Annotated in this window: 25 protein-coding genes; 24 read left to right on the forward strand and 1 reads right to left on the reverse strand. The window is 66.8% G+C overall.

The window, feature by feature from the left end; translation table 11 throughout:
• Nucleotides 1-45 precede the first annotated feature (45 nt).
• The 24 genes from ACFZCP_RS14605 (at nt 46) to ACFZCP_RS14720 (ending at nt 26,099) form a co-directional block, all read left to right on the forward strand.
• On the forward strand, nt 46-630 hold the full coding sequence (locus tag ACFZCP_RS14605) for a hypothetical protein (RefSeq protein ID WP_391427278.1): 585 nt from the start codon (nt 46-48) through the stop codon (nt 628-630).
• A gap of 21 nt (nt 631-651) precedes the next feature.
• Entirely contained in the window at nt 652-2,202 is a 1,551-nt protein-coding gene (locus ACFZCP_RS14610) for a hypothetical protein (protein ID WP_391427280.1), read from the forward strand.
• Nucleotides 2,203-2,315: 113 nt separating this feature from the next.
• A complete protein-coding gene (locus tag ACFZCP_RS14615) occupies nt 2,316-2,564 on the forward strand; it encodes a phage tail protein (protein ID WP_391427282.1) in 249 nt (82 codons plus the stop codon).
• Nucleotides 2,565-2,832: 268 nt separating this feature from the next.
• Complete coding sequence (locus ACFZCP_RS14620) at nt 2,833-3,198, forward strand: phage tail protein (RefSeq protein WP_383539924.1); 366 nt, start codon at nt 2,833-2,835, stop codon at nt 3,196-3,198.
• A gap of 23 nt (nt 3,199-3,221) precedes the next feature.
• On the forward strand, nt 3,222-4,076 hold the full coding sequence (locus ACFZCP_RS14625) for a hypothetical protein (RefSeq protein ID WP_391427284.1): 855 nt from the start codon (nt 3,222-3,224) through the stop codon (nt 4,074-4,076).
• Between the two features lie 149 nt (nt 4,077-4,225).
• A complete protein-coding gene (locus tag ACFZCP_RS14630) occupies nt 4,226-7,639 on the forward strand; it encodes an NlpC/P60 family protein (RefSeq protein ID WP_391427286.1) in 3,414 nt (1,137 codons plus the stop codon).
• Nucleotides 7,639-8,262 (forward strand): hypothetical protein, encoded by a 624-nt coding sequence (locus ACFZCP_RS14635; RefSeq protein ID WP_391427288.1) that lies wholly within the window; start codon nt 7,639-7,641, stop codon nt 8,260-8,262. The genes ACFZCP_RS14630 and ACFZCP_RS14635 overlap by 1 nt, the downstream gene beginning before the upstream one ends.
• Nucleotides 8,263-8,267: 5 nt before the next feature.
• Nucleotides 8,268-8,543: a tail protein X gene (locus ACFZCP_RS14640; RefSeq protein WP_391427290.1), complete on the forward strand. Its 276-nt coding sequence runs from the start codon at nt 8,268-8,270 to the stop codon at nt 8,541-8,543.
• Nucleotides 8,536-9,708: a hypothetical protein gene (locus ACFZCP_RS14645; RefSeq protein ID WP_391427292.1), complete on the forward strand. Its 1,173-nt coding sequence runs from the start codon at nt 8,536-8,538 to the stop codon at nt 9,706-9,708. Before ACFZCP_RS14640 ends, ACFZCP_RS14645 begins: the two co-directional genes overlap by 8 nt.
• Before the next feature lie 3 nt (nt 9,709-9,711).
• Complete coding sequence (locus ACFZCP_RS14650; protein WP_391427294.1) at nt 9,712-10,392, forward strand: hypothetical protein; 681 nt, start codon at nt 9,712-9,714, stop codon at nt 10,390-10,392.
• An 11-nt stretch (nt 10,393-10,403) separates the two neighbouring features.
• On the forward strand, nt 10,404-11,522 hold the full coding sequence (locus ACFZCP_RS14655) for a poly-gamma-glutamate hydrolase family protein (protein ID WP_391427296.1): 1,119 nt from the start codon (nt 10,404-10,406) through the stop codon (nt 11,520-11,522).
• Nucleotides 11,523-11,611: 89 nt separating this feature from the next.
• Nucleotides 11,612-13,117, forward strand: a complete 1,506-nt coding sequence (locus tag ACFZCP_RS14660; RefSeq protein WP_391427298.1) for a baseplate J/gp47 family protein — start codon at nt 11,612-11,614, stop codon at nt 13,115-13,117.
• Between the two features lie 7 nt (nt 13,118-13,124).
• Nucleotides 13,125-13,958 (forward strand): hypothetical protein, encoded by an 834-nt coding sequence (locus ACFZCP_RS14665; RefSeq protein ID WP_391427300.1) that lies wholly within the window; start codon nt 13,125-13,127, stop codon nt 13,956-13,958.
• A 28-nt stretch (nt 13,959-13,986) separates the two neighbouring features.
• Nucleotides 13,987-16,761: a carbohydrate-binding protein gene (locus ACFZCP_RS14670; RefSeq protein WP_391427303.1), complete on the forward strand. Its 2,775-nt coding sequence runs from the start codon at nt 13,987-13,989 to the stop codon at nt 16,759-16,761.
• On the forward strand, nt 16,761-18,440 hold the full coding sequence (locus ACFZCP_RS14675; protein ID WP_391427306.1) for a hypothetical protein: 1,680 nt from the start codon (nt 16,761-16,763) through the stop codon (nt 18,438-18,440). The genes ACFZCP_RS14670 and ACFZCP_RS14675 overlap by 1 nt, the downstream gene beginning before the upstream one ends.
• Nucleotides 18,441-18,456: 16 nt before the next feature.
• A complete protein-coding gene (locus ACFZCP_RS14680; RefSeq protein ID WP_391427308.1) occupies nt 18,457-18,771 on the forward strand; it encodes a hypothetical protein in 315 nt (104 codons plus the stop codon).
• A 165-nt stretch (nt 18,772-18,936) separates the two neighbouring features.
• On the forward strand, nt 18,937-19,950 hold the full coding sequence (locus ACFZCP_RS14685) for a hypothetical protein (RefSeq protein WP_391427310.1): 1,014 nt from the start codon (nt 18,937-18,939) through the stop codon (nt 19,948-19,950).
• Between the two features lie 69 nt (nt 19,951-20,019).
• Nucleotides 20,020-20,280, forward strand: a complete 261-nt coding sequence (locus tag ACFZCP_RS14690) for a hypothetical protein (protein WP_391427312.1) — start codon at nt 20,020-20,022, stop codon at nt 20,278-20,280.
• A complete protein-coding gene (locus ACFZCP_RS14695; protein WP_391427314.1) occupies nt 20,277-21,227 on the forward strand; it encodes a helix-turn-helix domain-containing protein in 951 nt (316 codons plus the stop codon). The genes ACFZCP_RS14690 and ACFZCP_RS14695 overlap by 4 nt, the downstream gene beginning before the upstream one ends.
• Nucleotides 21,228-21,302: 75 nt before the next feature.
• Entirely contained in the window at nt 21,303-21,998 is a 696-nt protein-coding gene (locus ACFZCP_RS14700; RefSeq protein ID WP_391427316.1) for an ATP-binding protein, read from the forward strand.
• Entirely contained in the window at nt 21,991-22,236 is a 246-nt protein-coding gene (locus ACFZCP_RS14705) for a hypothetical protein (RefSeq protein WP_391427318.1), read from the forward strand. Before ACFZCP_RS14700 ends, ACFZCP_RS14705 begins: the two co-directional genes overlap by 8 nt.
• Nucleotides 22,233-23,510: a DnaB-like helicase C-terminal domain-containing protein gene (locus ACFZCP_RS14710; protein WP_391427320.1), complete on the forward strand. Its 1,278-nt coding sequence runs from the start codon at nt 22,233-22,235 to the stop codon at nt 23,508-23,510. The genes ACFZCP_RS14705 and ACFZCP_RS14710 overlap by 4 nt, the downstream gene beginning before the upstream one ends.
• Nucleotides 23,485-24,462, forward strand: coding sequence for a toprim domain-containing protein (locus ACFZCP_RS14715; RefSeq protein ID WP_391427323.1), 978 nt, complete (start codon nt 23,485-23,487; stop codon nt 24,460-24,462). Before ACFZCP_RS14710 ends, ACFZCP_RS14715 begins: the two co-directional genes overlap by 26 nt.
• Nucleotides 24,462-26,099 (forward strand): SNF2-related protein, encoded by a 1,638-nt coding sequence (locus ACFZCP_RS14720; RefSeq protein WP_391427324.1) that lies wholly within the window; start codon nt 24,462-24,464, stop codon nt 26,097-26,099. Before ACFZCP_RS14715 ends, ACFZCP_RS14720 begins: the two co-directional genes overlap by 1 nt.
• On the opposite strand, the gene ACFZCP_RS14725 is transcribed toward ACFZCP_RS14720, so the two are convergent.
• Complete coding sequence (locus tag ACFZCP_RS14725) at nt 26,078-26,269, reverse strand: type II toxin-antitoxin system Phd/YefM family antitoxin (RefSeq protein WP_383539565.1); 192 nt, start codon at nt 26,267-26,269, stop codon at nt 26,078-26,080. The two genes, ACFZCP_RS14720 and ACFZCP_RS14725, sit on opposite strands and share 22 nt — an antisense overlap.
• Between the last annotated feature and the right edge of the window lie 25 nt (nt 26,270-26,294).

Consider the following 26,294-nt stretch of genomic DNA (forward strand, 5'->3'; position numbering starts at 1 on the left):
CTGACTTCGGAGGAATCGTGACGTAATCACCGGAAGGCCCGAATAATGCCCTGGATAACCAACGAGGATGCCGCCATCAAGGTGAAGCTCCAGGGTTTGGTTGTCAAGGACACCAACGCACCCGTCGAGGGCCTTCCGGTCGATGTCCGATTCCGTCTCCCCGAAAACGAGCTGGCGACAGCGACCTTCCCGCTCATCGTCATCGAGCGCACCCGCGTAGAGCCCGACCACGATCGGGAACACCGCGGCACCGTCGAACTCGGATATACCCCGGAGGGATACGACAGCACCAAGTCCTACTTGGCGGCGGATCCCATCCCGTACATGTTCGAGTACCAGGTCACCGTCTACACGCGAAAGCAGCGGCACGCGGCGAACATCGCCCAAATGCTCTCCGCTAGGGACTATCTCCACCCGCGCTGGGCCTACCTGGAAGTTCCGCAGGACGGAACCGTAAGGCGTCTCGAAGTCGCAGGCGGACCCGAATTCAACGAGGGCCGCGACTCCCAGGGAAAGCGCCTGTGGCAGGTCGACTACCTGCTGCACGTGAGCGCTGAACTCCTCGACGAGATCGCCGAAATCAAGCCCGTCCAGACGGTCGAACTCACCACTCATCCCCTCGGCCAGTAGGCCCTTAAAGGAGCTTTCTCTATGGCGACTTTCCTGCGCCCCGGCATCTACGTGGACGAGACGCTGGATGCAATATCGAACCCCGTCACGTCGAGCCCCGGCGAGGCCATCGCCGCGTTCGTCGGCGCCCACAACTTCGGTCCGGCCGTCCCCACGCTGATCACCTCCTGGTCGCAGTTCAACCTCGTCTACGGCGGCTGGGGCAACGGCACCAACCTCCTGCCCTACGCGGTCTACTCGTACTTCGCCAACGGCGGTGGCAAGGCGTACGTCTGCCGCGCTGTCCCGTCCGACTCGGTCGCCTCCCACGTCACCCTGAACGACCGACAGGCAACCCCCGAGGCGCTGCTCACCCTCACCGCCCGCGCAGCCGGCGCCTTCGGCAACCAGATCTACGTCGACATCTCCAACGCCAACACGGGCGCCGGCCGATTCAACATGGCCGTCAAGGTCGGCGGCACCGGGGACGCGTACATCGCCGACCGGTACAACGACGTCTCCCTCGACCCGGCCGACTCCCGGAACCTGGTCGCGATGATCAACTCCCCGGTCACCGGCAGCGCGTTCGTCAAGGCCGACTATGTAGCCACCGACGCCTGGTCCGCCGCCCTCACCCCCGCCCTCCAGACCGGTACGCCACTGACGGGCGGTATCGACGGCAGCGCCTCGCCCGACCTGGTCGCCGCGACCAAGCAGCTCGAAGCGACCGGCGAGATCGTCAACATCAACCTTCCGGGCGTCACGGACACCGCGGTCCTCAACAACATCATCAGTTGGATCGAGGACTACGGCTACGGCTTCCTGGTGGTGGACGCACCGCAGACGGTGTCGCTGGACGCTCCGACGGCCGTCACCAACTACGCCAAGCTCTCGCCCGCGGCGAACTCCGGCTCCTCCCCGGCGCCTCTGACGTCCAGCTCGTATGTCGGCGTCTACGGGCCCTGGCTGGTGAGCGCGGACCCGGCCTCGGTCGCGTCCGGCGCCACCCGGATCCTCCCGCCCGGAGGCGCGGTCCTGGGCAAGATCTCCCAGACCGACACCCTCTACGGACCGCACCAGTCGGCCGCCGGCACCCTGAGCCGTCTCAGCGGGGTGTACTCCACCGAGCTGCGCTTCACCAACGCCCAGCTCGACAACCTCAACGCCTGGGGCATCAACGTCATCCGGCAGATCCCCCAGAGCGGCATCTGCATCATGGGCGCGAGGACCCTCAAGTCCGGCTACCCCGACCGCTACATCGCCGTTCGCCGGCTGCTGACGTACACGCGCAAGATCCTCGTCGACCTCACGCGCTCGGCGGTCTTCGCGCCCAACACGCCGGACCTGTGGCACTCCATCGCGGCCACCCTCACCCAGCAGCTCACCACGCAGGCCCAGGCGGGCATGTTCGCCAGCGCGACCCCGGACTCCGCGTTCCAGGTGATCTGCGACGACACCAACAACACCACCAGCACGGTGGACAACGGTGAGGTCCACATCGACGTGGGCATCGCGGTGGCACGGCCGGCCGAGTACGTCGCGATCCACATCAGCCAGTACGACGGCGGTGCGACGGTCACCGAATCCGCATAAGGAATCGGGGCCGGGTCAGTAACTGGCCCGGCCCCGCCGTAACCCCTTGAATCCCCACTCGGTCACCGCACACAGAGCACTACCCGGCGCACCTCGTGCTACGGGAGTAGTGAATGGCATCCACCCTCAAGACCGTCTCGCAGAGCCAGAGTCTGGCCGCGCGACAGACGGACCCCCTCCGCTCGTTCAAGTTCCACGTCCAGATCTCTCAGGTCGGGAAGCTCTCGCAGGCTTACCCGAAGCTGGGCTTCATGTCCGTCAGCGGGCTCAGCGTGACGACCGACGTCATCGCATACCGGGCCGGTGGCATGAACACGACCACCCAGAAGATGCCTCGAATTGACTGGGCCCTCGCTGCGTAAGTAGCGAGTGAAAATCCCGAGAATTGCTGGGACGTCCTGTTAGACCTCGGCGCCACAGCGTGGGGCGAAAGCCCGAGCGCGACGGCTTGAGAAGTCCGAGGGTAGGGAAAATCAGCAGCCGAGCCCGCCTGGGAAACCGACGGGAAGGTTCAGAGACTATGTACGGGACACCCCACAGGGGTGAAGATAGAGTCCGAACTCACGTGAGAGCGTGAGAGGCTGGCAGAAATGACCAGCCCGCTCCGGGAAACTGGAGAGGTAACAGCACCTGGGTCAGAGCGACTTCAGCCCCGTCACCCTTTCCAAGGGAATGATGCCGGGCGACCAGAACCTCGTGAACTGGATGTACCAGCTCTTCGATGTCATGCAGGGCAACGGCTCTGGCAGTGACACTGGCAGCGAATTCCGGGCCACGATCGACATCATGCTCATCGACCACCCGGTCACGAAGAGCAAGGCCGCCGTAAAGGCAGTGTGGCGTCTCTACAACGCCTGGCCTACCTCGGTTGCATTCGGCGACCTCGACGCCGGAAGCAATACATTCGCCGTTTCCCAGCTCACGTTCGCGCATGAGGGCTGGGACTTCAAGGTGGCCGACTCCTACGGCCCGAACTCCTACGCGGTCATCAAGTAATCCCCGGCACAAGGAAATCACTCATGTCTGAAATGCAGTACGACTGGACCTTCGATTCCCCCGCTGGTGGCCGGCAGGTCGACGTCCTCGGTGACACGCAGGGCGCGACCGCCGCCATCCAGAGCCTCCTCACCGACTCAGCCGGCGAGCCGCCGGCCATCCCTACGCCGCCCGACTGCCTCATAACCCTCCCCGCCGGACTGGTCCGCGAGAACCACGTCATCACCGAGGCCGAGGTGCGCGAGCTGACCGGCGCCGACGAGGAGGCCCTGGCCCGCGTCCGATCCAACCCCCTGCGCCTGCTGGAGACACTGCTGGAGCTGGGCACCGTCCGCATCGGCGACGTTCCGGCCACCTCCGATGTCCTGCCGCAGCTCCTGCTCGGCGACCGCGATGCCCTGGTCGTCGCCATCCGCAGGGTCACCTTCGGGGACGAGATGGAGTTCTCCGAGATCATCTGCCCCACATGCGGCGAGGACTTCGCGGCCACCATCTCCCTCGGCGACATCCAGCCCAAGACGGCAACGTCCAGCCGGCTGACGATTCCGATGCGCAAGGGCGGCTGCGCGATCGTGCGCTACCCGACCGGCGCCGACCAGGCCGCCATGCTCGCGCTCACCAAGGCGAACGACGCCGAGCGCAACTCCTTCCTGCTGGGGCGCTGCCTGGTGGAGGTCCGAGACGCACAGGGCAACGTCACGCCCGGCAGCGCGGACCTGACCAGGACGCTCGGCATGGGAGACATTCGCAACATCCTCAAGCAGCTCGCCGCCACCCAGCCCGGTCCCCGGCTGCTGGATGTGTCGATCGAGCACGAGGCGTGCGGAGGCGAGGTTCCGCTGCCGCTCTCGGTAGCGGACATCTTTCGCGATTTCTGACGCCCGAGCAGCACGGGCTGACTACACCACCCTCGCCTACGCCCACCCCGAGTGGCAGCTCAGCGAGATCAAGCAACTGACCGTCAGCGAGCGCGAGTACTGGCGCGACCTGGCCATGTGGGTCAAGGAGAGAAGGGAGGCGGCTTCCAGTGGCTGAGGACAACGAGATCAACCGCGGCGAGCCCACATTCGGGGGTCGCCTCCTCGGTACCAACGGGATGCAGCGGGCGGCCGACAAGGTCGCCAGCGACATCGACAAGCTCGGCGCCAACGTCGCAGCCCTCAACCGAGCCCTCCAGGGTGCGATCAACTCGGCCACGCGAGGGGCGGCCTTCCGTGGCATGCCGACGCAGGCATTCCCCGCCGCCAACCAGACGACCCGCATCAACCCTGCCCCGATCTCCCACCCGCCGGCCAACACCGTCACCCAGGCCGGGGGCACCTTCACGCACCCGACGACGGGACGGGTCTACAGCGGGCCCATGGCCGACCGCCTGGCCGCGCGGCACCAGGCCCAGATCGCGGCGCAGCAGAGTCTGTCTGCCGCGCGAGTCTCGCGGCAGGAGGCGTTCAGCCAGCAGGCCATGGTCGCCGCGCAGGGCTGGGGCTACCAGGACAACGGGCTGTCGCAGCACATGTCCGCTTCGTTGGCAGCGGCGCAGGCTCGGGAGGCCGGCCGGCAGCAGCGGGCGAAGATGCAGGCCCAGATGCAGGCCCAGTCCGCACAGGCGCGGGCCAGCCGCCAGCAGATGGTGAACCAGCAGGGCCTGGACGCGCAGCAGAACTTCGCGGCCACCTACGGTTCGCAGGCAAGCCAGCAGTACCAGCAGAACATCTCTGCGTCCCAGGCGGCAGCCCAGGCTCGCGCGGCGGCGCGACAGTCTCGTCAGCAGAGCCGGAACCCTGGCATCAACCCGGCCCTGGTGTCCCGCGTTACGCCGGAACGAGTGGCGCAGGCCCGTCAGACGAACGCCGACGCCTACTACGGCTCCCTCTTCGACGAGGCGATACGACGGCAGAACATTGCCAACAACCCGACGTACGGCCTGCGCATCGGCCAGCGGATGTGGTCCTACAACCGTAGTGCCGGCCTCTCCAGCGCCCGAGTCAGCGGCGGCGGCGTCTACGCCACCCGTAATGGCTCGGTCCTGAACCTGGGCCAGCAGCAGCAGAACTACACCGCGCCTCCGCCGCAGGGCTTCTCCGCGACGGTGCCGTCGGACGAGGCGACCAACGGCATCGACGGCAGCCCTCCCTCGACCCTGGGCAAGGGGCCGGCCAACGCCGTCTACCAGCAGGCGGTGAAGTACGGCGACCGTATGAAGCCGCAGATGGAGGAGATGGACCGGTACACCAACTGGGCCTCCATCGCCTCCGGTGGCGCGCCGTCGGGCTACGACAAGTGGGGCTGGAAGAACGCAATCCGTGACCACAGCTACGGCATGGTCGTCGCCAAGTCCACCGAGGACGCCAGCAACGCGAACTTCCTCCTCGACAAGAACTTCGGCCTGACCTACGGCACATCCGCGCAGTCCGCTGTGCGCGGCAACGCCTTCGGTGCCGCGTACGTCGCCGGCTTGGACGCGGAGACCGGCGCCAAGCTGTACTCCAGCCTGTACAACCCGCAGGCGTCGCTTGCGGCGAAGCGTCTCGGCTACGGGCCCACCATTGGCCGGGGCGGCAAGGCGACGGGCATCGGCACGCTCGCCGACAACATCATGTCCCGCACCTTCGGGTCGAAGTCGATCTCCAGCAAGAAGTTCGCGGCGGCCACCGCTTCGGGCCAGGTGCTCGACTACAACGTCGACCAGCTCGGGCAGGCATCCGGCTGGGACGCCGACACGATCGACAACCTCAAGGAGTACATGCGGGGCAGGAACACCTTGCTCCAGAACTCCCACATGTCCTCCGCCGCAGCCGACAAGCTCATCGCCGACGCATCACAAACCGGCAAGAAGGGCGAAGCGGCCCGCAGCAAGCTGAGCAAGTACGGCGTCTCCGAGAGTCTGGGGCAGACGCGCAAGGACTTCGAGGCGCAGGAGCGGCAGCACGACGCCAACATGGGCGACTCCTTCGCACACAACCTGGAGACGGCCACCCACGCCGTCCAAAAGTTCGAGGGCGCGATCAACAGCTTCCTCGAACTGCCGGGCATCAAGCAGGTCGTCGGTGCCTCGGGTGCGTGGGCTACGGCCACCAAGGAGCCGGTTAGCCAGATCAAGAGCATCTGGAACTTCGGCAAGAGCCTGCTGCCCACCGGCATCTTCGGTGGTGCCGCAAGCTCCGCGTCCTCCTCGTCCTCCGGCGGCCACGACAAGACCTCCAAGCCCACCGCGGGCCATGTCGCCAACGGCAACGCCGGCAAGGCCATCTCGGCTGCCCTCACCCAGGTCGGCGTCCCTTACGTATGGGGCGGCGAGCAGGAAGGGAAGGGCTTCGACTGCTCCGGACTGATGCAGTGGGCCTTCCGCTCGGCTGGCATCAACCTGCCTCGGACATCGCAGAGTCAGATGAAGGTCGGCGTCGAGGTCGACAAGCAGCACATCCAGCCCGGTGACCTCCTTTTCCCCGAGCCCGGCCACGTGATGATGGCGATCGGCAACGGCAAGCTGGTCGAGGCGCCGCACACGGGCCTGGATGTACGCGTTCGCTCTTACAGCCTCGGTGAGATCAAGGCCGTCCGCCGGGTCGCCAGTTCTGTCGGCGCCGTGGCGGACTACAACACCGGAACCAACCAGACTGATGCTGACGGGTCCGGCAACTCTGGCTCGTACGCGGGAGTGGGCACCAGCGCCAGCCAGGAGGAAGTCGACGCCATCGCCGCTGCTCTCGCCGGCGGCGGGGCCTACACCATGGGGCCCCAGACCAATGGCACCGGGACGTCGATCAACGCCGACAGTGCCACCACTGTGGCCAGCGCCCCCTCGAACCCGAAGGGCAACGCCGCACTCGGCAAGAAGCTAGCGGCGAAGCGCGGCTGGACGGGGAAGGAGTGGAACGCGCTTTACCAGCTGTGGGACCACGAGTCCAACTGGGACGAGAAGGCCACAAACCACAGCTCAGGCGCGTACGGCATTGCCCAGGCGCTGCCTGCGAGCAAGTACGCCTCCAAGGGCAAGGACTGGAAGACGAACCCGGCCACGCAGATCGAGTGGGGCCTGGACTACATCGCCGAGCGGCCGGACTACGGCAAGCCGTCGAAGGCGTGGGAACTGTGGCAGAAGCGCAGCCCCCACTGGTACGCCTCGGGCGCCTGGGAGATCCCCCAGGACCTCACCGCGCAGGTCCACAAGGGAGAAATGATCATCCCGGCGGCCAAGGCAGAAACGATTCGCCAGGCGCTCATCAAGGACTCGGTCAACGTCGTATCCCCGGCCGGCGCCGCGGCATCGGCTGCCACGGGATCGGCGGGCGGCGGTGTGTCCCTCTCCTTCGCCCAGGGCGCCATCCAGATCCACGTCACTGGAGCGATGTCCGACCGCGCGGCTTCCGACGCCGCCAAGAAGGTCGTCGACTGCATCGCCGCAGACAACCGCATCAAGCAACTCGGAGTAGGTGTCTGATGGCCGTCAACCCGAAGAACCCGCAGTTCGACCCCCGCATGCGGAGCATCCCGGCACTCGGGGTGGCCGCGAAGAAAGACTCGGGGTTCTGGCGAGGATCTATCTATCGCGAAGAGAAGACCGTCACGGGCGGCTACCTGACGCTGGACTTCCTGTTCAACCCGTCCACGATCAGCATCAGCCACAGTCTGGGATACAACCTGTCCGCGGCCGACCGGTCGACGGACGGAAACGTCATCGGCGCTCAGGGCATCGGTACGCTCCAGTTCGACTTGCTCTTCGACCGGACGTACGAGATGTACGGGGCCAGCCCGAACTTCTACGACGAGGCCGCAACGAAGGGCGTGCTCGCCGATGTCGAGGCCCTCTACAACATCACCGGGGCCTACGACGTCACCGCGAAGGGCGCGCAGCAGAAGTCGCTCCAGGCGATGCAGCCCAACGCATGCAATTTCTTCTTTGGCGGGTCGTCGTCCGGTGCCGGCCTGCTGGCGAACAACACCCTGTCGTACTACGGGACTGTGACAAGCCTGACCGTCACCTACACCCATTTCTCGCGAGAGATGATTCCCCAGCGCTGTGCTCTCAGTCTTTCGGTTGACCTGTCGACGAAGGTGAACTAGTAGCCGTGATTCCCGCGAACTCTCGATATGCGGCCAGCGCCACCACGATCATTACCGGAAGCGACGGAAAGTCCCGTAACGTGATCCTTCCGGAGGGTCCAGGAGTTCTTGCCGCAACAGTGCAGATATACACCTGGGCTGAAGGTGACAGAGCGGATCTGGTGGCCTACCGAAACTACGGCGACGCCTCCCAGTGGTGGCGGATAGCCGAATTCAACCCTCAGATCCTGGACTGGACGGAAATAGCCGTCGGCACAAGGGTGAGGATCCCGATTGTCTAGCAAGTGGCCGCTCATATCCCTGGAAACCCCCGCGCTCAGCGGAAGGAAATGGGTCACGGATGCCGTGATCACCCAGGGAGAAGCGCTGCACGAGGTCGCCCAGATCACGGTGCTCCACCAGGTGCAGCGCGGCGTCTCCAGCAGCTCCGGCTGGTCCCTGGACCTCACGGGCGTGATGACTGAGGGCACACCCGTCGCCCTACGCTTCGGCGACACCGTCCGTTCCACGACGTTCTACGGATACGTCTCCTCGGTCGCCGTCCGGGGCAGCGACACCCACCAGTCACTCGCCGCGTCCGTGAACGTGCCGGTCGTCTACACCTGCATCGGGCCGACCTACTACATGCAGTCCCAGACCAACCGGCTGTGGCCCTCGGCGACCGCGTCGTACGTGGCGCGGAACCTCACGCGAAGCGCCGGCCTGCGCCCGCAGGTGCAGCAGAGCAGCAGGCTGTTCGAGAACCTTCCCCAGCAGGCCACGAGCGACTTCCTGTTTCTCCGGGACCTGGCCGACGAAGTCGGGTTCCGGATGGTCCCGAACGGAACGACCATCTCGGTCACCGACCCCCTGGTGTCCCTGCGCGAGACGGGGGAAGACCGGCCGGCATTCAACTACGCGAAGGCACCCACCGACTCGGTCAAGACCTGGAAGTCGACTGCCGGGCAGCTCGACCCTCTGGGCGGCACCCGCACCCGACGCGAGGGCTACAGCTTCAACACCACCACGGGCGCGCTCGTCCGTGTGGTCGCCGACGGTACGCAGGACGCCACCGTCACGCAGTACAGCACCGGACGCCCGTTCGCGTCGCAGGCAGAGGCCGCAGAAGCACTCGCCGCCGAAGTCCGCCGCGAACGCCTGTGGGTCCACGGCGAGGGCACGCTGCGCGGGGACAGCCGGCTACGGCCCGGCGTCGAGCTGGAGATCGACGGCAGCGCGCTCGGCCCCAACGACGCGGGGCTGTGGATGGTGCGCTCGACCACACACCGCATATCCGTGATGCCCAACGAGCCGTCAGCCGGCGTGTATTGGACCGACGTCAGCCTCGGCCGCAACCGCATCGACGGACTCGACTCCGTCCCCAAGACCGGGCTGGTCGACGTCATCCAAGACGGCTCATCACTGATCGACGGGCGCTGGCGCGCTCGGCACGTTGGGAGGGCCTGACCCATGGCACTCGCCTCCACCAGCACCGACATCTACGGTGCGATCATCACGCACGCCCAGGACCCCCAGGGCCTCGGGCGCGTCCGCCTGCGCATACCGCAGGTCTCCGGAGACGCCGTCACCGGCTGGGCCTACCCGTCCGGGCAGGTCACCCGGCAGGCCGCTGTCGGCGAACGCGTCTGGGCCACCTACGACGGCGGCGGCCGGCGCCTCGTGTACTGGCCAGCCGAACCGGGACAGGTCACCGGCCCACAACTCGCCGCGAACGCCCTCGACGGCATGATGGTGTCGGCCAGCAACCCTCTGCGCGGCAGCGACACATGGACCAACCCAACGCTGACGACCGGCTGGGCGACGACCACCGCCTTCGGCGGAACCACAGGTGTCCAACCCATCCAGTTCCGCCGGGACTCCTGGGGCAACCTGCACATCTGCGGGGCCCTGACCGTGACCGACGCGGCAGCAACCTCCACCGCGTTCACCGTGCCCGACGGCTACTACAACCCCAACTACCGCGTCGGATACCCGGTCGTGGAACAGAAGACCGACGGCACGTTCATCACGACCTGGGGCTACGTCAACGCCATCGGCGCAGTCCACTTCGACAAGCCGGCCGGCTTCACCCGCAATGCAGGGGACGCCTTCTACGTCAACGCGCGGGTCCACCTGGGCATCATCACGTAAGGACCGTCCCCTTGAGCGACACCTACTCCAGCTACGCAGACCTCGCCGCGCACCAGACGTTGGGCACCGATTACCTCATCTCATCGCGGGTCGTACCCGAGGCGCGCGGCGCGCACATAGCCATCCACGGTGGCGGCATCGAAGCGCCGACCACCCAGCTCGCCGACTACTGCGCCGCCACCCAGACCTCGTCCTTCTACTCGTTCCAGGGCATCCTGAGCAGCGGCAACTCGACACTGCACATCACCAGCACCCGGTTCGACGAACCCACCATCTTCCAGGTCCTGCGCAACGTCGAGTGGACGGTGTCGTGGCACGGCACCAGCGGCAGCGACCAGACCACGTACCTGGGCGGCCTGGATACAGAACTCGGGGCCGCGATCAAGGACCGCCTCACCGCGGCAGGCTTCACCGTCTCCGCCTCCCCACAGGAGATCGACGGCAACGACCCGCTCAACATCGCCAACCGCAACTCGCGCGGGCAGGGCGTCCAGCTTGAACTCAGCCGAGGACTGCGGGAGAGCTTCTACGTCGGCGGCAGTCTGACCCTGGCGTCCATCGCCGATCCCTCCCGGCGCACCGACCTCTTCTACACCTACGCCTCAGCGGTCATGGCGGCCGTCGCCGAGACCTGGCCCCAGAGCCGTCCAGACGCCGGCTCGACGAACCAGCCTGTCGCCGGCACCGAGACAGTCACCAGCGTCGCCGGCTACCCAGGCGCGGGCTCCGTCCAGATGCGGATGCCCTTCCAGCTCGACGCCATGGGCCGGGTCGCCGTCATCACCAACCCCGACAAGATGCTCGTCCAGCGCTCGCGGGCTGTGGTGGCCACCGTGCCCGGCGAGTACGTCGGGGAGCCCGCCTTCGGATCCAACGTCTCCGCCGCACTGTTCAGGCCCAGCGACCCCATCGCGCCGGCCATCCTCGCCGAAGCAGTACGGGACGCCATGGCGCGATGGGAGCCCGGCGCCGTCATCACCGAGATTCGCCCGGTCGTCAACGACGACCAGGAGGGCATCGTGGACGTCGAGGTAGGCGTCGCACTGACCACCACGCCGGCCGCCGAGGTGGAACAGACGGAAAGCGTACGCATCGTGCCTGGCGGGCGCGTGGTCGGCGGCTCCCTATAACACTCCGGGTTTCCGGCCTCATAAACTGATCCACATACGGTGCACGAATTGGGACCCATTCCGCTGTCCCAATTCAGGAGAAACTCACCGTGGCGGATCTTACGTCCAGTTCGCCGGCGATCGACTACACCTCGAAGGACTTCGAGGGCTTCCGGCAGGCCATGCTCGACCACGCCGCGCGTGTCTATCCGGAATGGTCCGGCCGGAACACGGCAGATTTCGGCGTACTGCTCGTCAACCTCTTCGCGTATATGGGCGACATTCTCTCCTACTACGGAGACGCTGCCGCGCGCGAAGCCTTCCTGGAGACCGCCACCCAGCGCTCCTCCGTGCTCGCGCACGCCGCACTCCTCGGATACACACCGGCTTCTGCGGCCCCGGCCACCGGATCCGTCACCTTCGTCACCGACGCAACCCAGACGACGGATGTCATCATCCCGGCCGGCACACAGGTGACAACCGCGTTCATCGAGAGCCTCGACGCTCCGCTCACCTTCGAGACGGACGCAGCCGTCACCGTCCCTGCGGCGGCTGGCAGCGCCACGGTCGCCGTCACCGAGGGGGCGACGGCCGGATCGCAGACCATCACACTCAACGCGGACACGGTCACGGAGACCCTCGTTCTCGTCGACAGCCTCGGCACGTCCGACGGCACCGGCAGCCAGGCGTTCACCCTGCCGTCCGCTCCCGCGCTCGTCGACAGCGTCCGCGTCTTCGTCGGCAGTGATGCGCCTGTCGAGTGGCAGGTCTCCACCGACATCCTGACGGCAACGGCCACGGACAAGGTCTTCACTCTGACCAGTTCGGACACCGGCACCGTCACGATCACCTTCGGGGACGGAACGCTCGGCGCCATCCCGGACCTGGACGTCCCCATCTACGCCGCCTACCGGGTCGGCGGAGGCGCCCGCGGCAACATCGACGCCAACCAGATCATCGACATCTCCGTAGGCATCGCCGGCATCTACATCGCCAGTTCCTCCGCCATGACGGGTGGCCGGGAAGTCGAGAGCACCGAGTCGATCCGGACCAACGCACCCAAGGCGTTCCGCGCGCAGGACAGAGCCGTGAGTCTGCGCGACTTCGAGGACCTGGCCCTCGCCGTTCCCGGCAACGCGAAGGCCAAGGCTGTCGGCGCCCACTACAGCGCCATCACCATCGCCACCGTCGGCGCGGACAACGCCGTGCCCTCCGACGACCAGCTCACCGCGACGGCCCGCTACGTCCAGGCGCGCACCCTGACCGGGGTGTATGTCGACGTCGTCCCCGGCACGCTCGTCGGCGTCAACATCGGCTCGACCAGCAGCCCTGTGGTCCTCGGCATCTACTCCACCTTCCGGGCCTCCGAAGTTGTCCTGGCCGCGCAGAAGGCACTTCAGGACCTCCTGTCCAGCCAGCGCTCCTCCTTCGGCCAGCGCATCCCGGCATCCAAGCTCTTTGCGCTCCTCGACTCAGTCCCCGGTGTCGAGTACGTGACCATCCCGCTCCTGGCCCGCGCCGACGGACAGCAGAGCGGTGTCCAGGACATCATCTGCCGCGACTGGGAGATCCCCGTGGCCGGCCAGATCTACATCACTTCAGACGGCGGCCAGTAAGGACACCATGAGCAAGGTCTACCCCAACGCGATCCGTACGTTCCCGACCCACCAGGACGGCCGGGACTTCGTCCTGGCCGCCGACGTCAACGAGATCCAGGACGAACTCACCGGCGTCGAGACGGCCTTCGGGACCAAGCCGCAGATCTACACCGACGCGGCAGGCAAGACACATGCCTACAAGGACGTCGCCAGCCGGCTGGACGCCATGCAGCGCTACGACGACCAGGTCGCCACCACCGTGAACCAACTGGTCGACGCCAGCAACACCGGCTGGAACCTCCCCGTCGGCTCCGTCCGCTCCACCGGCAGTTCCATCGCGCCGACTGTCGACCAGCTCGACGTCGACATCACGAAGGACTGGCACCCGGTGACCTGGAACCGGAAGTTGACCGACCTCGGCATCCCCACCAAGTTCTTCCCCTGGCTGAACAGCCCCACCATCACCTGCCCGCGAACCGGCTGGTGGATCATCACCATGCGCCTGATCGCCACCATCCCCACCGGGCCGAACTCCCTGGACCACATGTGCTACGCGCGCATGTACCTGTCCGACCACGACACCGACGTGGCGACGGGGGAGTCCACCAACCCGCGTGGCACCCACGGCTACCACCGAGCCGACCTCACCTACAGCGGCGAGTGGTTCCAGGGCGAGCGGCTCCAGCTCCAGATCCGCCACATGGACTCCATGCGGGTCCACAACCGTGCGAGCTACCCCAACCCGGTCGGCAACATCACCGCCTGGGCCTGGTGCGGCATGACCTACATCCGGGCGCTTCCCGGTGACATGACCAGCCGCCCCATCGACGACATCGACCCGGCCCTGCCGTCGGCCTGAACACGGCTCACACCCAGGAGACACACACATGGCCGTGTACGGCTACGACTACTACGGCAAGAGCCTGTACGGCGCCGACACGGCAGTCCAGTACAGCGTCGAGCCGGTCACCGCGACGTCCGTCGCCCCCGGCCACATCCAGCTCGCCTGGGGAGCCGCGTCCCAGAACACCTGGAGTGTTCTGCGGATCGTCCGCAACGCCTACGGTGTGCCGGCGCACGGCGATGACGGCACCGTCGTTGCCGAGATCCCGCAGAGCGCTCCAGGCCGTACCTGGGACGACCTCGACCTGCCCCAGGGCCGGGTCTTCTACTACGGGATCTTCCTGGGCGTCACTGCCTGGTCGAGCACCGCCACGTACGCAGCAGGCGACGTCGTCAGCTACAACGGCGTGAACTACGGCGCCATGGTCGGCAGCACCGGCATCACACCCGGCAGCGACACCAACTACTGGGAGCCGGCCACCCTCACCGAGGACTGGGTCCGGGCCGGCGCAGCCGCTGGCCTGTCCGTACTCGACGCCGGCTATGCGCTGCGCCTGTACGAGTCGATCCCTCGTGCCTACCGCCTCGACACCACCGAGGTCACCGGCTTCGAGGACGGCGTCACCAACCCCGAGCTGTACAAGTTCCTCTCGATCTTCGGGCACCAGCTCGACACCATCGCCACCGAGACAGGCATCCTGCGCGACCTGCGACGGATCGACACGGCACCGAACAGTGCCATCGAGCACCTGGCGCACCAGTTCGGGGTGTCCACCGAGGTCAGCGACGAGCCCCTCCGCCGCCGTCTGCACACCCGCAAGGCCGTCGACCTGGCTAGAAGCCGGGGCACAGATGCAGGCATCGCCGACCTCATCAACACCCTCACCGGCTGGGACGTCGAGATCGACGACAGCAGCAACCTCATGCTCAACCAAGACCAGGCCACCTTCGCCAACCCGATCTACCTCGACTGGAACAAGGACCTTACGTACCAGGGTGGCGAGGTCGTCGACCACAACGGCGCCCTCTGGACCGCGGTGAAGTCCGTCAGCACCCAGACGCGAGCCGACACCCTGACCGTGGCAGCAAGTTCGGGCACCGTCACGAAGAACCCATCCGGCGGCACCGCCCAGGGCACCAACGGTGCCTTCATCCTGAGCGTCAACCCCAACCTCTCGCTCAGCGGCCCGGTCAACTCCTACGTCACGCTGAACTTCACCATCGCTGCGGACGGCGTCTACGACCTGTCCGTCGCCGCCATCGACGGCACGTCCTACGGCAAGACGAACTACTACATCGACGGCGTGCAGAGCAGCATCGGTACGGTCGACCACTACCTGTCAACGCTCCTCGGCAAGCCGCGCATCTGGTACTCGACCCGCTACCTCGGCCGCTACACCCTGACTGCGGGCACGCACACCTTCATGATGAAGGTCGTCAGCAAGAACGCGGCGGCGACGGGATACAACGCCGGACTCAACACCTTCATCGTCACCGGCACCGTCGACCCCTCGCACGGGCAGGAACCCGTGGCCGGCAGCGGATGGTGGAGCAAGGTCACCGACTCCACCCGGCTCGACGTCGGCAGTGCACTGACCAATCCCATTACCCTGTCGCCCTCGACGTGGAGCCTGCAAAACCTCACGACGGGCGCCTACCCCGGCGGCCTGAGTGTCGCCGCGGGCCTGACCGCCGTCACCGGGACCGCCACCGACAACAACGCTGGCACCGTAACCAACCAGGGGGCGTCCGCAGCCACCCTCGGCGTCCGCTCGGTCGGTACGCCCGTGGCGCCGACCTGGTCGTCGACCACGGTCTACGTCCTCGACAACCTCGTTCGGGACTCCGGCGGTACGGTCTGGCGAGCGCTGGTCAAGAACACGGGAGTACAGCCCGGAACCAACCGTGATGTGTGGGAGGTCGCCGACACTCAGGGGAGCGCTCCGCTCCCGATGCAGACCATGGTGCGTCAGTGGGGTGCCCCGCTCAACCGGAACCCGCAGTGGAGTCCCCAGGTCGGCTACGTAGCCGGCGACCGCGTGGCCTACAACAACTTCGCGTACACGGCGCGCGTGGACTCCCGGAACAAGCAGCCGGACGGAGACGCGGCGGACAACACCTACTGGGCCTTCGCCGGTTCGGCGCAGCAGAGCTTCACCGTCTCTGCGTACACCAAGCTGCTCGCCGGAACCACCAGCACGGTCGCGCGGCCCTTCGTCGAGTGGTACGACGAGCAGGGCAACCTGGTGATCACGAACTACGACCAGCGCACCGTCGGCCAGGTGTTCTTCCAGCGCTTCAACGAGCCGAACTCCAGCCTCAGCGGAGACCGCAGCTACTCCATCAACAGCTCCTTCTGGCTCACATCGAGCGCCTGGACGACGAGTGGCACATGGGTCGTCTCCGACGGCATGCTGTCCCCGGTCACGCCGAGCACCACCCCGTACAAGGTGTGGGCTCTGAACACGATCCCGTGGGGCGCCCCGATCGGTGACCAGCGGCTCTTCATCACGTTCATGAGCCGGCCGCGGCTCGGCGCGGGCGCGGAACACGGCATCGTCTTCCGCTGCAACAGCGACGCCAGCAGTTTCTGGATGGCCTCGCGCACCCGGCTGACCAAGACGGTCAGCGGCACCATCACGGTCATGGCGACCTGGCCGGAGGTCCCCGACGGCGGACGCATCTACGTCAACCACGTCGGCAGCCTGATCGAGGTCTACCAGTACGTCGGTCCCGGCATCGCGCCGCGCAAGCTGGCCTCGGTCGCACAGGCCACACCCGACGGCGCGTTCTTCGGCCTGCTCGAAAGGAGTCTGTGATGCCGGTCCTGTCTACCCAGCCCATCCAGGCGACCACCTCGACCACGGGCAGCGACCCCGTCGTCCAGTACTCGCTGGTGATCAGCGGCACAGCCACGAGCACCTCAAGCGGCACGGGCGCCATCAACACCCTCATGCCGGCCGGAGGGTTTGCCGACCTCGGCATTGCCAACCCCGCATGCCCGGACCCAGCCATGTCGTGGATCGCCGGCTCGGAGGCGCTGACCGCCGTGACGTCCGCGTGGCAGAGGACCAGCCTCACTGCCACAGCGCCGATCGACTACAACCGCGGCGAGGCAGGCACGCTGTGGAACGGGGCCGCCTACGCGAGTGTGGGCCTGCGCTGGGACGGCATGCCGGCCTCCAGCACGATGGCGTTCGACCGCATCCAGCTCGCCCAGGCTCCGTTCGGCAACCTGCTGGACCGCTCCGCGGCCGTGCACGACGACCACATGTGCTACGAGTCGTACAACGGCACCATCGCCACCCGCACCCAGGAGCGCGCGATGGTCGGCGCCTACTCCGCCAAGTCCACGATCCTCTACATCCCCAGCGGCTCGACCGGATGGGGACTCGACCCGCACACCGACGCCCTCGCCCCGCTGAAGGCCGGCAGCGGACGGATCGCCGCTCGCGTCTCCGTGTCGACGGATGTGTCCCGGAAGTGGCGCGTCTGGGTGCGCTGCTACGACGCCAACTACAACCTGGTCTACGACGGCCTCTCGTCGGCTGCGGACAACACCAGCCTGCCCAACGGCATCTGGTCGACCGCGCAAGTCAGCGTCACGGCCCCGAGCACAGCCCGGTACGCGTGCGTGACGCCCTTCGTGTATTACGGTTCCGGGTCTCCCCAGATCGGCTGGTATTTCTACGCCGACGCCCACTTCATCGCATACGAATCCGCAGACCCCGCTTACCAGGTTCCGGACTGGGTGGCGCCGAGAAAGCTGAACATCAAGGTAAAGCCCAAGCGGGTCAACCTCGTCAACAATCCCGGATTCAATTCCGGCACCTCCCGCTGGGGATTCTTCGGTCCTTCAGGAGTGACCAACACATTCACCTGGGACAGCGCCACCGGGCGGACCAAGAGCGGGTCGGTGAAGTTCCAGAGTCCGGCAGGTGGGACTCCGGGGTCCCAGGTGGGCATCGCCGCGCTCGGTGGCATCAACCCTGGCACCAAGGGCGGAGACCTGCTGCATACCGGCGTCCCGCACACGATCTCGGCGTGGGTGAACGTCCCCGCCGGCTACCCGCCGGTCAGCGCCGCCGTCTGGGATCCGCTCGCCGCGGCCTACCAGTTCGGGCCCAACTCGGACTGGATCAAGGCCAACCGACCCGACCTGGTGGACGGGAACTGGGTCCGTGTCTACAACACCTGGACCCCGCCGGCCACCAGCACCCGACAGGTCTACGGGGGCGTCATGGTGCCCAAGGCCACGTACCAGGCGAGCACCAACGGCGTCCTCTTCTGGATGGATGACGTCCTGCTGGAAGAGGGTACGGAGCTGGGTGATTTCTTCGACGGGTCCGACCCTTCTGCGGATTACCTGTGGCAGGGAACGAACGACGCCTCGAAGAGTCTGTATTTCCCCGGAAGGGCGCGGCACGCGCAACGCCTCACGGAAATTCTCCAGGACAATGTGCCGTGGGGGACAACGTTCAATCTCGACTTCTCGTAAGAATTCCGGAGTGCCAATGGACAAAGTAAGCCTTGTCAATGTGCTGGTCGGTGCCGTCCTTCCCCTGCTGGTCGCTTTTGTTTCCAAGGAGAGCTGGGCCGGCTGGGTCAAGGGCACCATCCTCGCCGCGCTGTCTGCGGCCGGTGGTCTGGGTACCGAGTACGTGGCTGGCCCCGCCAACTTCAACCTGACCATCGCCGGCTGGTCCGCAGCCTCGGCCTTCGTCTTCGGTGTCGCTGCGCACTACGGCGTCTACAAGGACACAACCCTCCAGGAGCTGCTGGCCAAGGCGCTCTACAAGGCTCCGGTCCCGGCGGACGCCGAGGGCTGATCGAGCACGGCCGTCCACGAGCCCGCCCCGGATTCCGGGGCGGGCTCACTTGTTGGTCAACTTGTTCCACAAGTTGAAGCACTTGTACGTTAAGATGTTCCACAAGTCTTTGATCTTCCGGCGCGTCCGTCCGGACGGCGTGACGTGCCCGTACAAGGAGCACATTTGGCCACCATCCACATCGCAGTCGCCGGCTACGGGCCCGTTGACAAGGGCACCGTCACCGAACTGTTCGACGACTGGCTCGGCATCGACAGCAAGGGCCGTCCCACCAACGACGACGAAGTGCAGCTCGTCCTCCCCGCTGCCGCCGAGCACGTCACCCCCGCCGTCAAGGCCGTCTACAACTGGTCCGGCGAGGTCGACCCCGAGGTGCCCTACACCGCGGTCGTCGCCCAGACCCTCGACAAGGCGTCCAAGGTGATCCGCGACAACGCCGAGAGCGCGGTCCCCGCGCGGGACGAGGAGGTGTACACCGTCCTCGGCAGCACCCTCGCCGAGCGCGACGGCGACCGCTACCTCGTGGTGGCGGGCGACGAAGGCGACGACGACCTGCGCGACCTGGTCGAGTACGCCCACGGCGAGGACATCACGGTCCTGGACCTGCGCGACGCGCTGAAGCAGATCAACCCGCCGGAGCCCGAGGCCGAAGCCGACGAAACCGCGGGGGAGGACGAGGGTCCGGCCGACGACGAGGGCACCACCGAGGAGGAGCCCGAGGCCGACGAGGAGCCCTGCGCGGGCGGCACCCAGACCCTCGTACCGCTCCCCGAGCAGCCGCCGGCCGTCGAGCCGGAGGGGACGCTGGAGGAGGAGGTGGCCGCGGCGCACCGCGACGTCGTCCACATCGAGCGCTACCAGCAGCCCAACGAGGACGTCGTCGAGGTCCTGGAGGCCGTCGTCCGGCACCTGCGCCTGGTCGACGAGTCCAACGCCGCCGCCAACCTCGCCGAGGTCCGCTACCGCCCCATCACCGCCCTGGCCATCAAGGGCCTGGAGAAGGTCAAGGCCGGCGCCGTCCAGGCCGCCGAACCGGTCCTGTCCGAGGCGGTGGAGGAGCCGGCGAAGCGGGCCACCGGCAAGGTCCGCAAGGAGTGGCTGAACCCGAAGACGCAGCAGTGGGAGCCCCTGCGCGGCCGACCCCGCAAGGACGTCGAGATCCGGGAAGTCGCGGCCTGACAAGGCCATTCAGCGGGGCGGTTCCGGCCGCCCCGCTTCCCCTTGCCCCACCGCTATCGAGGTGACCACATGAGCCACGACGACTTCCCGACGGGGACCCTCCAGGGCTGGGCCAACGCGCCCGTGAGCATCCCCCGCGAGATCGCCGCCGACACCCGCATCTCCTGCGGAGCACGCGGCCTGTACGCCTACCTGCTGACCCGCGAGGAGGGCGCCACCATGACGCCCGCAGCACTCGCCGAGGAGCTGCCCGACAGCCTGCCGAAGATCAACGGCTGGTGGATCGAGCTGAAGTCTGCCGGCCTGATCACCTCTGCGGGTGGCCGGTGACCGACGCGCAGCAGGAGGACACGCTGCAAGCCCACGAGCTGTGGGTCAAGGCACCGCACGTCTTCATCTTCGACACCAGCATCTCCGAGCAGGCGCGCATCTTGGGACTCGCCCTCGCCAAGTACGCCGGCCGCAACGGCTGTGCCTTCCCCAAGCAGAAGACGCTGGCCGCAGCCTTGTGCTGGTCCCTGCGCACCGTCAACCGCCGCATAGCCGAGCTTCGTGAAAGCGGCTGGCTGCGCGTCGAGCGGCGCTGGGCGGGTGGCCCGTGCAACTACTACCTGGCAGACCCGGAGGAGAAGGCAGGTCACGCCAAAACTGACGTAGGGGTCACGCCAAATCTGGCGCAACAAGAAGGAGATTCAAAGAATCTCCTTCCTTCGGAAGGGCCGCACGCTCCGCGAACGGCGCCGCGCAGGGTCTCTCGACGGGCCGAGGAGCAGCAGCGGGCGGCTGAGGAGGACCAGTACGACCCGGCCAAGGCCATGGGCCTGTGGGACGACGAGAAGCCTGCTCAGGGCGACTTGGAGGGCTCGCGGGGCAGCTGGGGTGCCGGTCGGGGGGATCGGGCCTCCAGTGGCCGTCGGCCGGGTCCTGACACCGGCCCTGGGCTGGCCCGGCACTGGCGCGACACCGTCGGGGCGCAGCCGTGGGCGTTCGGCCTGGAGTCCAATGTGAAGGCGCTCGCCAGCCACTTCGTGAAGTTGAAGCAGGCCGGCTTCACCCCGGACGAGCTGCGGGCAATGTCGGAGCTGTACGCCACCACGGAGGGCCTGCGGAACCCGCGTGCGCTCCCGTGGCAGGACTTCATCGGCAAGCGTGCGCTGCTCATCGACGCGGTGCGCAAGGACCGTGAGGCGCGGGCCGCGAACGAGCGCCCGGACGAGGTCTACCACGGCTGGGACAAGCCTGCGGAGAACCAGCCGGCGGCCGAGTGGACGTGGTGAGTAACAACTTGTGCTTCAAGTTGAGCAACAAATTGTGGTTCAATGTGGTCCTCAACCCACCGGAGGAGGAGGACCGTGCAGACCGCCGAGGCACCGGCCAAGGACATGAGCCTTGTCTGGAACACCGCCAAGCTCCCGGTGCAGCACTGGGGGCTGGGGATCGACACCCTCACCCGGCTCCAACCGCACGTACGCAAGGCCGTCGAGGACTTCGTCGCCACCTGGCGCCAGAGGCACATCCCGGACGGCTCGACCATGGCCGACATCCCGGCAGACCGCAGCCGCATAGGCCGGGGCCTGCTGCTCTTCGGCAACGCCGGCACCGGCAAGACGACCACGGCATGCGCCCTGCTCACCACCATCCGGCAGCAGAACCCCGGCGGCGCCGGCCGCATTCTGTTCGTCCCGTTCGCTGACTACGTCCAGGCCCTGATCGAGCACCGCAACTGGCGCGACCTCTACCAGGCCACCGGAGACGAGTACGCCCGCGAGAAGTTCATGGCCCTCCAGAAGCTCCTGGAGAAGGTCCTCACCTGGCCCCTCGTCGTCCTCGACGACATGGGCAAGGAGCACCACACGGCATCCGGCTACGCCGCCGACGTCTTCGACGCCCTGATCCGCGGCCGGTTCCGCAACGCCCGGCCGACCATCCTGACAAGCAACAACAAGCCCGGCGACTGGGACAAGGTCTACAACGCCTCGATGCAGTCCTTCCTCTCGGAAGCGTGCGACGTCATACCCATGACCGGCGAGGACCTGCGGCGTGCCTGAGACCTGCGACGGAGCCCACCTCTACCAGCACAGCTTCGAGCTGCCGGCCTGGCTGCCTCGGCACCAAGTGCGCCGAATCGAGCGCTCCGGACTCGCAGTCATCCTCGCCCAGATGCGCCTGGATGGCGTCGAGCCCGACTGGTCCACCTTCCGGCTCCACGTCGAGTGGCCGAAGCGCACAGGCAAGACGGTCCTGATCAACACCATCATCACGGCACTGAAGGGGGGAAGCGCGTGACCGCGGTCCTGTCGCACGAGCACAAGCTCCTGTGCAAGGTCATCGCCACGGGGGACATCACCACGGTCCTCAACGCCAAGATCAAGCCGAGACACATCACCAACGGCGACATCCGGCGTGTCTTCGAGGACATGATCGCCTACAACGCCGAGTACGGCACGGCGCCCACCCTCGACGCCGTTCGGGCCGACCACCCCACGTTCGAGGTCGCCCAGGTCGACGAGCCGATCGACTACCTCATCGACCGGATCCGCGACCGACGCCGCACCGCTCTGACCGAGCGCGGCCTCAACGCGGCCGTCGAGGCGCTCGTCAGCCAGGGCGACACCGACCACGCCCTCGACATCGTCCGAGCACTGATCAGCAAGGTCGCCGAAGACACTCCGGTCGGGAACGACTTCAACTGGGCGCGCACGGTCGACGACCGCCTCGCCACCTACCGCTCCTACGCCGAGCGGGAGGAAGGGGAGCTGATCGGTCTTCCTACCGGCTTCCCCTCGCTCGACCGACTCACCCTCGGCCTCCAGGCCGGTCAGATGGTCACCCTCACGGGCCTGGAGAAGTCGAACAAGACCACGACCCTTCTGGCCATCACCCGCGCCATGCACTCCGTCGGTGCTCGCCCCCTGCTCTTCTCCTTCGAGATGAGCGCCATGGAGATCTCCGAGCGCCTGGACGCCTTCCTGGCCGGCATCAGCCAGCGCAAGCTCCGAGCTGGCGAACTCAACGAGCTGGAGTGGAAGCGCCTGGAGAAGGCCATGCGGAAGCTGGAGGGGATGGGCGACTACATCATCGCCGAAGACCCTTCCGCCCGGATGACCCTCGACAACGTCCAGGCCAAGATCGACGAGTACCAGCCGGACTCGGTCATCATCGACGGCGCGTACTTCTTCGTGGACTCCGTCTCCGGCGAGCAGCAGACCCCGCTGGCCATGACCAACATCAGCCGCGGCATCAAGCGCATGGCCGCCCGCAACGGGCTGCCGTTCGTCGTTACCACGCAGGCCCTGCGCTCCAAGCTCGGCTCCAACGGCCTCAACTCCGGCTCCATGGGCTACACCTCGGCCTTCGCCCAGGACGCCACCCTCGCGCTCGGCGTCGAGCAGACCGACGACCCCATGTTCTACAAGCTCAAGGTCCTGGCCGGCCGCAACGTCCCCAAGGACGAGTGGTTCGTGAAGCTCGACTGGGAGTCCGGCTCCCTGATCGAGCAGCAGGGCGACCCCTTCGGTGAGGAGGCGAACGACGATGTCCCGGCGTACGCGGGCTGGTAACGAGGACCTCTTCGACGCACCCATCCCCGGCGACGTCATCTCGGCACTCGGGAAGCTGGGCATCGAGATCGTGGGGGAGGACTCCGAGAACTGGCGGATCCCCTGCCCCGCACACCTGCGGCGGAAGGGGAAGGAAGACCGAAACCCTTCCTGCTACGTCCACAAGGACACCGGAGTCTTCCTCTGCTTCTCCTGCGACTTCCGGGGCCCCTTCGTCCGGCTCGCCGAGGAGATCCGCGGCCAGGGCGAGGACGACGCCGTCCAGTGGGTGAGCGACCAGGGCGTCATCGACCGGGCTGTGCGCCTCCTCGCCGGCGAGACGTACGCCAAGAAGCGGGAGGCCGAAGAGGTCACCGAGTCGCACCTGGCGCTGTTCACCGAACCGCCGGCCAAGGCCCTCGCCGCCAAGGGCATCACCGCTGAAGCAGCGAATCGCTTCGAGATCCTCTGGGACCCGAAACGGCAGTACTGGATCTTCCCCGTCCGGGACGAGCGCGGGAAACTTCTGGGCTGGCAGGAGAAGGGGAAGGGACACTTCCTCAACTACCCGGAAGGCATGCAGAAGGGCGACTCGCTCTTCGGCCTCCAGGCCCTCGACGGTGAGGAAGGCGTGCTCGTCGAGTCGCCCATCGACACAGCCGTCCTGTGGACGGCAGGTGTAGCCGGCGGGCTCGCGAGCTACGGCGCCATCCTCACGCCCAAGCAGTTCCACATCCTCGGAGGGCGCCTCAACCGGCTGGTCGCCGCCCACGACAACGACCACGACGGCAAGCGCGAGCGACGCAAGGTCTTCGACCACTTCCACGGCACCGGCTTGATCGTTCGCTACTTCGACTACGGCGACCTGACCGTGAAGGACCCCGGCGAGATGACGCCCGAGCAGAACCGGGCCGCATACGAGGCCGCCTACCACCCGATGATGCGCCGCCTGTCCGCCTTCGGGAGGCGCTGATGTTCGTGGGACTCCTGCACCCCTACCAGGCCGACGACGTCGACCGCATCGTCGACCGCGGATCCATGCTCGCCGCCTACGGCATGGGAACCGGCAAGACCGTGATGGCCATCGCCGCCGCAGAGATGCTCATGGACACCGACAGGCACATCACCTGCATGGTCGTCGTGCCGGCCGCCCTGAAGTGGCAATGGGCCGAGCGCATCGCCCAGTTCACCGACGTCGACACCAAGCACCGCAAGGTGGGCAAGGCCCACATCGTCGTGCCGGCCGACCACCACTGCACCGTCATCGACGGAACCCCGCAGCAGAAGAGGAAGCAGTTCGACTACATCCAGCAGCACCAGCCGGACTACGTCGTCACCGCCTACGAGAACCTCGTCCACGACTGGGCCGACGTACGGAAGATCAAGCCGGGCATCGTCGTCGCCGACGAGGCGTCCCTGATCAAGACATTCAACGCCGAGCGGACCCGGAAGATCAAGCGCATCAAGGCCGACCACCGCATCGGCCTGACCGGAACGGTCATGGACAACGGCAACCCGGAAGAGCTGTTCAGCGTGTTCCAGTGGGTCGACCCGGAAGTCCTCGGGCCCTGGGAGTACTTCGACCCCGCCTTCATCGTCCGCAGCAAGGGGAAGGGCAGGACCGGCTTCCCCGTGGCGTACAAGAACCTTCCCCTTCTCCACCAGAAGGTCTCCGTCGCGATGGTCCGCAAGACCCGCGAAGACCCCGAGGTGGCGAAGTACATGCCGACAGTCGAGCGCAGCAACGTCCTCGTCGACCTCGACCTGGCCACCGCGAAGGTCTACCGCCGTATCGCCAAGGACACCCTGTTCGAGGTGTCCAAGGCGGCCGGCCATGGCTCCGGCAGCATCGACCTGGCCGCGCTCTACTCGGGCAAGGCCAAGCCCACCGAGGACACCGCCCAGGGCCGCGTGATGGGCCGGCTCCTGGCCCTTCACATGCTGGTCAACCACCCCGGACTCATCAGGGACTCGGCGGAGCGCTACCTGGCCGGCAAGGGCGGCAGCAAGTACTGCCTGACCCTGGCGGAATCCGGGGTCCTCGACGGGCTGGACCACTCGCCCAAGCTGGAAGAGCTGACCCGTCTCCTGCGCAAGGAACTGATGCGGGACCCGGACCTGAAGATCGTGGTCTTCTCGTTCTTCAAGGGCATGCTCAAGCTCATCGGCGAGGCCATGCCGCAGTACCGCTCGGTGATGTTCACCGGAGACCACAACGCGCTCAAGAAGGCAGAAGCCAAGGCGCTCTTCTCCTACGAGAAGGATGTGCGTCTCTTCCTGGCTTCCGGGGCTGGCGGCTACGGGCTCGACCTTCCGGAGGCCCGTGTGCTCATCAACTACGACCAGCGCGATTCAGCCGGCGCCCAGGACCAGCAGGACACCCGGCACGTGCGCGCCTCCAGCCAGCACGACACCGTCCAGGTCATCGACTTCATGGCGGCTGGCACAGTGGAGGAGCGGCGCAACCAGCGTCGGCAGTTCAAGAACCGCACCACCTCGGCCATCCTCGACGGCCGCGGCGCCGATGCCGACGGAATGGTCGTCAACGACGTGGAGACGCTCCGGGAGAACCTGGAGCGCTCGCTTCGTCAGCTCTCGCCGGCTGCCTGAGCTTCCAGAGCAGCCCGAGCCCGTTGGTACCACTCGGCCGGTACCAGGGCAGCGACCTCTTTGCCGTGCCTGGTGATGACCGTGATCTGGTCATCCTGCACCGCAGCGTCGATGTGGTCCCGCAGCTTGTCGCGCGCCTGCTGCACGCCAACGGTCTCGATCTTCCCCATGTCGGTAGCGTACCGGCCTGGCAGT

It is taken from the genome of Streptomyces sp. NPDC007971, from assembly GCF_042958635.1.
In the GTDB taxonomy this organism is placed as follows: domain Bacteria; phylum Actinomycetota; class Actinomycetes; order Streptomycetales; family Streptomycetaceae; genus Streptomyces.

Coding starts and splice junctions, on each gene's coding strand:
- ACFZCP_RS14605 (WP_391427278.1), top strand. CDS start 46: ATGCCCTGGATAACCAACGAGGATGCCGCCATCAAGGTGAAGCTCCAG.
- ACFZCP_RS14610 (WP_391427280.1), top strand. CDS start 652: ATGGCGACTTTCCTGCGCCCCGGCATCTACGTGGACGAGACGCTGGAT.
- ACFZCP_RS14615 (WP_391427282.1), top strand. CDS start 2,316: ATGGCATCCACCCTCAAGACCGTCTCGCAGAGCCAGAGTCTGGCCGCG.
- ACFZCP_RS14625 (WP_391427284.1), top strand. CDS start 3,222: ATGTCTGAAATGCAGTACGACTGGACCTTCGATTCCCCCGCTGGTGGC.
- ACFZCP_RS14635 (WP_391427288.1), top strand. CDS start 7,639: ATGGCCGTCAACCCGAAGAACCCGCAGTTCGACCCCCGCATGCGGAGC.
- ACFZCP_RS14650 (WP_391427294.1), top strand. CDS start 9,712: ATGGCACTCGCCTCCACCAGCACCGACATCTACGGTGCGATCATCACG.
- ACFZCP_RS14665 (WP_391427300.1), top strand. CDS start 13,125: ATGAGCAAGGTCTACCCCAACGCGATCCGTACGTTCCCGACCCACCAG.
- ACFZCP_RS14670 (WP_391427303.1), top strand. CDS start 13,987: ATGGCCGTGTACGGCTACGACTACTACGGCAAGAGCCTGTACGGCGCC.
- ACFZCP_RS14675 (WP_391427306.1), top strand. CDS start 16,761: ATGCCGGTCCTGTCTACCCAGCCCATCCAGGCGACCACCTCGACCACG.
- ACFZCP_RS14680 (WP_391427308.1), top strand. CDS start 18,457: ATGGACAAAGTAAGCCTTGTCAATGTGCTGGTCGGTGCCGTCCTTCCC.
- ACFZCP_RS14690 (WP_391427312.1), top strand. CDS start 20,020: ATGAGCCACGACGACTTCCCGACGGGGACCCTCCAGGGCTGGGCCAAC.
- ACFZCP_RS14715 (WP_391427323.1), top strand. CDS start 23,485: ATGTCCCGGCGTACGCGGGCTGGTAACGAGGACCTCTTCGACGCACCC.
- ACFZCP_RS14720 (WP_391427324.1), top strand. CDS start 24,462: ATGTTCGTGGGACTCCTGCACCCCTACCAGGCCGACGACGTCGACCGC.
- ACFZCP_RS14725 (WP_383539565.1), bottom strand. CDS start 26,269: ATGGGGAAGATCGAGACCGTTGGCGTGCAGCAGGCGCGCGACAAGCTG.